Origin of the sequence: Sutterella sp., from assembly GCF_052272535.1 — a bacterium.
Taxonomy (GTDB): domain Bacteria; phylum Pseudomonadota; class Gammaproteobacteria; order Burkholderiales; family Burkholderiaceae_F; genus Sutterella.
In genome coordinates this window covers 1-5,434 of sequence record NZ_DAVZJY010000170.1, presented here as the reverse complement: position 1 = coordinate 5,434, position 5,434 = coordinate 1, and the positions used below count along the sequence as shown (strand labels likewise).

Here is a 5,434-nt window from a genome sequence, read left to right as displayed (position 1 = left end):
ACTCCCGATGAGTCCGGAGCGGGCGGATCCGGGGCCCGGGAAGGTGCAAAAAAACGAAGAACGACGCCTCCTTCCCGCCTCGACGAAGGCTCCGGAACCGGTGGGACCCGCGCGGGGAGAACCCTCCAGCCTCGAATGCGGCGTCTCTTTTTGGTCAACGAACGAGGGGGAGACCCTAAACATGCTTGAAACGCAATACGAAGCGCTGCGCCGCCACGGCGTGAGCCGCCGCGGCTTCCTGCAGTTCTGTTCGCTCACGGCCGCGAGTCTCGGGCTCGGCAGCGCCGGCGCTCAGGAAATCGCCCAGGCGATGGAAACCAAGCCCCGCACGCCGGTGATCTGGCTCCACGGTCTGGAATGCACCTGCTGCTCCGAATCCTTCATCCGCTCCTATTCGCCCGTCGTGCAGGACGTCGTCCTCTCGATGGTTTCGCTCGACTACGACGACACGATCATGGCCGCTGCGGGCGAGCAGGCCGAGGAGTCGCTCCACGAGACGATCGAAAAGTACAAGGGGAACTACATCCTCGCCGTCGAGGGCAACGTCCCGTTGAACGAAGGCGGCATCAACTGCATCCCGAACGGCGAGATCTTCTTGAACAAGATCAAGCACGTCGCCGAAGGCGCCAAGGCCGTGATCGGATGGGGTTCCTGCGCCGCCTGGGGGTGCGTGCAGGCCGCCAAGCCCAATCCCACCAAGTCCGTCCCGATCACCGAGGTGATCCACGACAAGCCGATCGTGCTTGTTCCGGGCTGCCCCCCGATTCCTGAAGTGATGACCTCCGTCATCACCTACATACTCACCTACGACCGCCTGCCGCCGCTCGACCGCCTCGGCCGCCCCAAGATGTTCTACGGCCAGCGCATTCACGACAAGTGCTACCGCCGCGGACACTTCGATGCGGGGCAGTTCGCCGAGAAGTTCGACGACGCCGGCGCCAAGCTCGGCTACTGCCTCTACAAGGTCGGCTGCAAGGGCCCGACCACCTACGCGCCCTGCTCGACCATTGAATGGAACGAAGGCATGTCCTGGCCCGTCAAGTCCGGCCACGGCTGCATCGGCTGCGCCGAACCGAACTTCTTCGACAAGGGGTCGTTCTACGAACACGAAACCACGGTTCTGCCGCCCATCTTCGCCGGTGTTGAAGGCACGGTGGACAAGGTTGGGCTTGCCACCGTCGCGGTGGTGGGCGCCGCCGCCGCCGCCCATGCGGCCATGTCCGCCGTCGCGCAGGCGCGCGCCAAGACCAACAAGGAAATCGGAGGTAAGGAATAATGAGCGAACGCAGAATCGTAGTCGACCCCGTCACCCGCATTGAAGGCCACCTGCGCGTGCAGGCGGTGTTGGGCGACGAGGGCAGGATCGTCGACTCCATGAGCACCGGCACGATGTGGCGCGGCCTCGAGGTCATTCTGAAGGGCCGCGACCCGCGCGACGCCTGGGCTTTCGTCGAGCGCATCTGCGGCGTCTGTACGGGCATTCACGCCCTTTCGGCCGTGCGCGCCGTCGAGGACGCGATCGGGATCAAGATCCCGAAGAACGCGAACCTCATCCGCAACATCCTCAACGCGACGCTCTACGTCCACGACCACATCGTCCACTTCTACCAGCTCTCCGCCCTCGACTGGGTGGACGTCGTGAGCGCCCTTGAGGCCGATCCGCGCGAAACCGCCGCGATCCAGCAGAAGATCTCGCCGCGTCATCCGCTCGCCGCCGTCGGGTACTTCCGCGACATCCAGAACCGCGTGAAGAAGCTCGTCGAATCCGGTCAGCTCTCGATCTTCAACAAGGGCTACTGGGGCCATCCCGCGATGAAGCTCCCGCCCGCGGTGAACCTCCTCGCGGTCGCGCACTATCTCGAGGTCCTCGACTTCCAGCGCGAGATCGTGCGCATCCACACGATCCTCGGCGGCAAGAACCCCCACCCGAACTACCTCGTGGGCGGGGTCGCCTGCCCGATCAACATGCACGACACGGGCGGGCAGGGCACGATGGTGAACGAAGTGTCCCTCAACTACATGCGCGCCGTCGCGCGTCATGCCGTGGACATCGTTCAGAACGTCTACCTCCCGGACATCAAGGCGATCGCGTCCTTCTACCCGGAATGGTTCAAGTACGGCAAGGGGCTCGCGGGCGTCAACTGCCTCGCCTACGGCGACTTCCCCGAAATCGCGAACGACTTCAGCGACAAGTCGCTGCAGATGCCGCGCGGCGCCATCCTGAACGGCAACCTCAACGAGGTCTTCGACGTGGACTGCAAGGATCCCGAGCAGGTCCAGGAGTTCGTCGACCACTCGTGGTACCAGTACCCCGACCAGACGAAGGGCCTGCACCCCTGGGACGGCATCACCGAGCAGAAGTACGAGTTCTCCAAGAACTCCGTCGGCACGGCGACCAAGTTCTCCTGGCTCGCTCCGGACGGCAAGTACTCCTGGATCAAGAGCCCGCGTTGGCGCGGCCACATGATGGAGGTCGGCCCCCTCGCGCGCATGGTGATCGGCATCGCGAAGAACGTGGACCACATCAAGGAGCCCGCGCTCGCGTTGCTCAAGGAGCTCAATCTCCCGCTCGAAGCCGCCTTCTCGACCCTCGGCCGCCACGCCGCGCGTGCGCTCGAGTGCGAGTGGGTGGCCCGCAAGCTCGTGCAGTACGTCGACGACCTCACCGCCAACATCAAGGCGGGCGACGAGGCCGCCGCGAACATGGAGTTCTGGGAGCCCAAGACCTGGCCCAAGGAATGCCGCGGCGTGGGTCCGTGCGAAGCGCCGCGCGGCGCCCTCGCGCACTACTGCGTGATCAAGGACGGCCGCATCGCCAACTGGCAGGCCGTGGTTCCGACGACCTGGAACGCTTCGCCGCGCTCCAACGAAGGTGAGAAGAGCACCTACGAGCTCTCGCTCATCGGCACCCCGATCGCCGATCCGAAGCGTCCGCTCGAGATCATCCGCACCATCCACAGCTTCGACCCGTGCCTCGCCTGCGCGACGCATCTCCTCGACCCTGAGGGCGAGGAGCTCTGCTCCGTCCAGGTCCGCTGACCCGGTGAAGGAGGTCCTATGAAAATCGATCCAGTCACCTACGAAGTGGACATGTCGGCGGGCACGCACCCGCTCTATGTCTGGGAGGCGCCGGTTCGAGTCTGGCACTGGGCCATGATGGTCTGCATGTTCGTGATGATCGCCACCGGGTTCCTGATCGGAGCCCCGATGGTGGCGAACCTCGGCGACACGTGGGCCACCTACGACTTCGCCTACATCCGCTTCGCGCACTTCGCCGCGGGCATGATCTACACGGTGCTCTTCATCTACCGCCTCTACTGGGCGGCGGTGGGCAACAAGTACTCGCGTCAGATCTTCATCCCGCCGCTCTGGTCGTGGAAGTGGTGGAAGGGCGTCTTCGGACAGGTCGCCTACTACCTCTTCATGAAGAAGACTTCGGCCGAGTATGCGGGCCACAACCCGCTCGCTCAGCTCGCGATGTTCGGCTTCTTCGTCCTGGGGTCCATCGTCCTCATCGTCACGGGCCTCGCGCTCTACGCGCAGGCCTGGGGCTGGGACGTGTACTGGATGTCCTGGTTCGGCTGGGTGTTCACGCTCTTTGGCGACGCGCAGGCCGTGCGCACGGTGCATCACGCCTTCATGTACGTGATGATCATCTTCACCATCGCCCACATGTACATGTCCTTCCGTGAGGACATCATGGGCGGGTGCACCACGCTCTCGTCGATGACCACGGGCCTGAGGATGTTCAAGCACACGGGCGGCGAGCACTGATTCGCGCTTTCCTCACGCTTTCTGCGTCATTCGGCTCCGACTGAAGGCGACTTCAGTCGGGGCCGAATTGTTTTTGGGGCAGATGAATTCCGACTTTTATGGTACACTTTTGCTAGCGTAATCTAAAAAAGGATCCGCCCCGTGTCCACAGTCAACTTTCCGCTCCACCCGGGCGCTCTGCTGCGCATGCAGTTCCGGGAACTTGGTCTCAGCGTCGAGGACGTCGCTCCTGAGGTCGGTTGCTGCATCGCTGAGCTCGAAGCGATTCTTGAGGAGCGCCGCCCGATCACTCAGGCGCTTGCCGCCCGATTCCAGAACAAGTACGGGTTCTGCACAGACGAGCTCCTTGATGCGCAGGATCTGTTTGATCATCAGGGTCAGACAAGTGCCGAGGCGGCTGATGGTCTTCTTTCCAGCAGCGCGAATCAACTCAAGTCCAACCGCAAGATCCGCGACACGGTCTTCACAAAACTCTTTCAAGAGCCCAAGAACGTCCTTGAACTCTACGAGGCGCTTCATCCCGAGGATGAGGATGCCGTGCTCTCGGACATCCGGATTAATACGATCGAGTCCATCTTTTCGCGGGGCATCTACAACGACTTGAGCTTCATCGTTCGCGATAAGCTCATCATACTTGTGGAATCGCAGTCAACGTGGTGTTCCAACATTGCGCTGAGGATGCTTGCCTACTATGGGAAGATCCTAAACGACGAAGTCGTGTCCGGGAGAAAGTACAACGTCTATGGCAAGCGGCCCGTTAAGCTGCAGCCGCCCGAGTTTTATGTGATCTACACGGGTGACGGCCACGAAAACGTCGAGGTGCTCACGCTCGACGAAATCTTCGGCCCGAATGCATCCGTGCAGTGCAAAGTCGCCGTTCTGCGCAAAGGCGAGGAAGGCACAATTTTGGCGGAGTACATTGAATTTTGTAGAATCTATTCAGAGAACTGTCTGAAATTCAGGCCGCCCATTTTGGCGACGGAGGAGACTCTCCGCATGTGCCTTGAACAAGGGATTCTCGTCGATTTCGTCCGAGAGCATGAGCAGGAGGTTAGAAAAGTGTTGATGACGATGTTCACTCAGGAACAAGAAGACGCACGTCAGGCCTACTTTGCCAAGCAGGAACGGGATCAGGCGATAGCCGAGGCTGTGGCTAAGGCTGTGGCTAAGGCTGTGGCTAAGGCTGAGGCTGAGCGGGACCAGATGGAGATGGGTAGGATCGATGACATGGCCGCTGCGATCTGTCGGTTGGTGAAAAGTGCAAATTTCACTCTGGAGCAGGCGTTCGCTCTGATCAACGCGCCGAGGGAACTTCAGGACCGGGTGCGTGCTCGGGTGCAGAAGCTTCTTTCTGAGTGACGACTTCCAACCGCATGTCCTCTGCCGCTTTCATCGCGGCAGATTCGCTTCGCGGGCATGTCCTGCGGATCCGAGACCTTTCATTGTTCGTCGCTTTCACTTCGGGGACAGGGGCTTCGTCGTCCCTGCAACCCACCTGCTTTCATGAAAAAAAACCAACCACTTCGTGTGGACTTTGCCGCCAAAAGTGGTTGGTTTCTTATTGACGGAACACAACCGGCTTGACAAGGAGTTGGAGGCAAGGGGACTGCACTTCACGCGGTACGCCGACGACATGATGATTTTCTGTCGCACGCGGCGG

The 5,434-nt window shown here is 61.4% G+C and carries 4 protein-coding genes; all 4 read left to right on the top strand.

Annotated elements, in window-relative coordinates; translation table 11 throughout:
• Positions 1-181 precede the first annotated feature (181 nt).
• The 4 genes from ACT6Y9_RS08440 to ACT6Y9_RS08425 all read left to right on the top strand — a co-directional run bounded on the left by ACT6Y9_RS08440 (position 182) and on the right by ACT6Y9_RS08425 (position 5,133).
• Positions 182-1,276 (top strand): hydrogenase small subunit, encoded by a 1,095-nt coding sequence (locus ACT6Y9_RS08440; protein WP_295478818.1) that lies wholly within the window; start codon positions 182-184, stop codon positions 1,274-1,276.
• Entirely contained in the window at positions 1,276-3,039 is a 1,764-nt protein-coding gene (locus ACT6Y9_RS08435) for a nickel-dependent hydrogenase large subunit (protein ID WP_443744212.1), read from the top strand. The genes ACT6Y9_RS08440 and ACT6Y9_RS08435 overlap by 1 nt, the downstream gene beginning before the upstream one ends.
• An 18-nt stretch (positions 3,040-3,057) precedes the next feature.
• Positions 3,058-3,774: a Ni/Fe-hydrogenase, b-type cytochrome subunit gene (gene cybH, locus ACT6Y9_RS08430; protein WP_443744211.1), complete on the top strand. Its 717-nt coding sequence runs from the start codon at positions 3,058-3,060 to the stop codon at positions 3,772-3,774.
• A 141-nt stretch (positions 3,775-3,915) separates the two neighbouring features.
• Entirely contained in the window at positions 3,916-5,133 is a 1,218-nt protein-coding gene (locus ACT6Y9_RS08425; protein WP_443744210.1) for a hypothetical protein, read from the top strand.
• The last annotated feature ends 301 nt before the right edge of the window (positions 5,134-5,434 follow it).

Excerpts from the sequence above, each read along its gene's own strand:
- ACT6Y9_RS08440 (WP_295478818.1), top strand. The coding sequence starts at position 182 with ATGCTTGAAACGCAATACGAAGCGCTGCGCCGCCACGGCGTGAGCCGC.
- cybH (WP_443744211.1), top strand. The coding sequence starts at position 3,058 with ATGAAAATCGATCCAGTCACCTACGAAGTGGACATGTCGGCGGGCACG.
- ACT6Y9_RS08435 (WP_443744212.1), top strand. The coding sequence starts at position 1,276 with ATGAGCGAACGCAGAATCGTAGTCGACCCCGTCACCCGCATTGAAGGC.